At 65.1% G+C, this 1,239-nt stretch carries 2 protein-coding genes; both read left to right on the top strand.

What is annotated here, in order from left to right; all coding sequences use genetic code 11:
* Positions 1-105: 105 nt before the first annotated feature.
* Positions 106-789 carry an acireductone synthase gene (mtnC, locus tag ACCC94_RS29730; protein ID WP_413353175.1) on the top strand — a complete coding sequence of 228 codons (684 nt, stop codon included), beginning with the start codon at positions 106-108 and terminating at the stop codon, positions 787-789.
* A gap of 72 nt (positions 790-861) precedes the next feature.
* Positions 862-1,053 (top strand): PLDc N-terminal domain-containing protein, encoded by a 192-nt coding sequence (locus ACCC94_RS29725; RefSeq protein ID WP_017517263.1) that lies wholly within the window; start codon positions 862-864, stop codon positions 1,051-1,053.
* Positions 1,054-1,239: the final 186 nt, after the last annotated feature.

The raw sequence follows: 1,239 nt of genomic DNA, 5'->3' as shown, positions 1-1,239 counted from the left end.
AGCTTGCTCGCGAACAAGCCCCGCAGCGGAAGCGGTTCGCGAGCAAGCTCGCTCCTACAGGGTCACACCGTCCGCTCGCCGCAGCAGCGGGCCTTTGGAGTTCCCATGCCGATCAAAGCCATCCTCACCGACATCGAAGGCACCACCAGCGCGGTCAGCTTCGTCTTCGACGTGCTCTTCCCCTATGCCGCCGCGCACTTGCCGGACTACGTGCGTGAGCACGCCGGCGAGCCCGCCGTGGCCGAGCAACTGGCCGCTGTGCGTGCCGACAGCGGAGAGGCCAATGCCGATACCGAACGCTGCATCGACATTCTCCTCGGCTGGATCGCCGAAGACCGCAAGGCCACGCCGCTCAAGGCATTGCAGGGCATGGTCTGGGAGCAGGGTTACCGCGCCGGCCAGCTCAAGGGGCACGTCTACCCGGATGCCGTCGATGCGCTGCGCCACTGGCATGCCGAGGGCTATCAGCTTTACGTGTACTCCTCCGGCTCGATCCAGGCGCAGAAGCTGATCTTCGGCTGCTCCGAAGCCGGCGACCTGTCGCCGCTGTTCTCCGGCTACTTCGACACCACCAGCGGGCCCAAGCGCGAGGCGGCGTCCTACCAGCGCATCGCCGCTGCCATCGGCCTGCCGGACGAGGAAATTCTCTTCCTTTCCGACGTGGTCCAGGAACTGGACGCCGCGCAGCAGGCCGGCCTGCAGACCATCGGCCTCGCTCGCGAGGGCGGTGTGCTGGAGGGGCATGACACCGTCGCCAGCTTCGCGGTGATCGACCCGGCGCGGGTCTGAAGCCATGCCCGTGCCATTGCGGCGCGGGCGGCTATGCTGATCAGACCTCAATCATCCAAAGGGATTTTCTACATGGGTTCGACCCTGAGTGGCCTGATCAGCCTGATCATCTTTGCCCTGGATATCTGGGCGATCATCAACGTGGTGAAAAGCAACGCGGAGATGGGACTGAAGATCATCTGGATACTGGTGATCGTCATCCTGCCGGTGCTGGGGCTGATCATCTGGGCGGTGGCGGGGCCGCGGGGGAATGTGAGGGTCTAGCGCTCTCTCCAGGGCTGGGGCCCTGCTCGCGGATCAGCCGGCAGGGCCGCCTTGGAGGGTGCTGCTTCAGCTTAGGGATTTCTGCGCCGCTTCGGCGTGCGCGCGGACTTCTGGTTTCGCCCCCTCGGGCGAGTCCCTTTTGGCAAACGCCCCAAAAGGAACCAAAAGGTCTTGCCCCGGACATCC

Source organism: Pseudomonas sp. Pseusp97, from assembly GCF_047304025.1.
Lineage (GTDB): Bacteria > Pseudomonadota > Gammaproteobacteria > Pseudomonadales > Pseudomonadaceae > Pseudomonas.
The sequence above is the reverse complement of the archived record's forward strand: the minus strand, read 5'-3'. Positions and strand labels throughout refer to the sequence as shown.

Coding starts and splice junctions, on each gene's coding strand:
- ACCC94_RS29725 (WP_017517263.1), top strand. CDS start 862: ATGGGTTCGACCCTGAGTGGCCTGATCAGCCTGATCATCTTTGCCCTG.
- mtnC (WP_413353175.1), top strand. CDS start 106: ATGCCGATCAAAGCCATCCTCACCGACATCGAAGGCACCACCAGCGCG.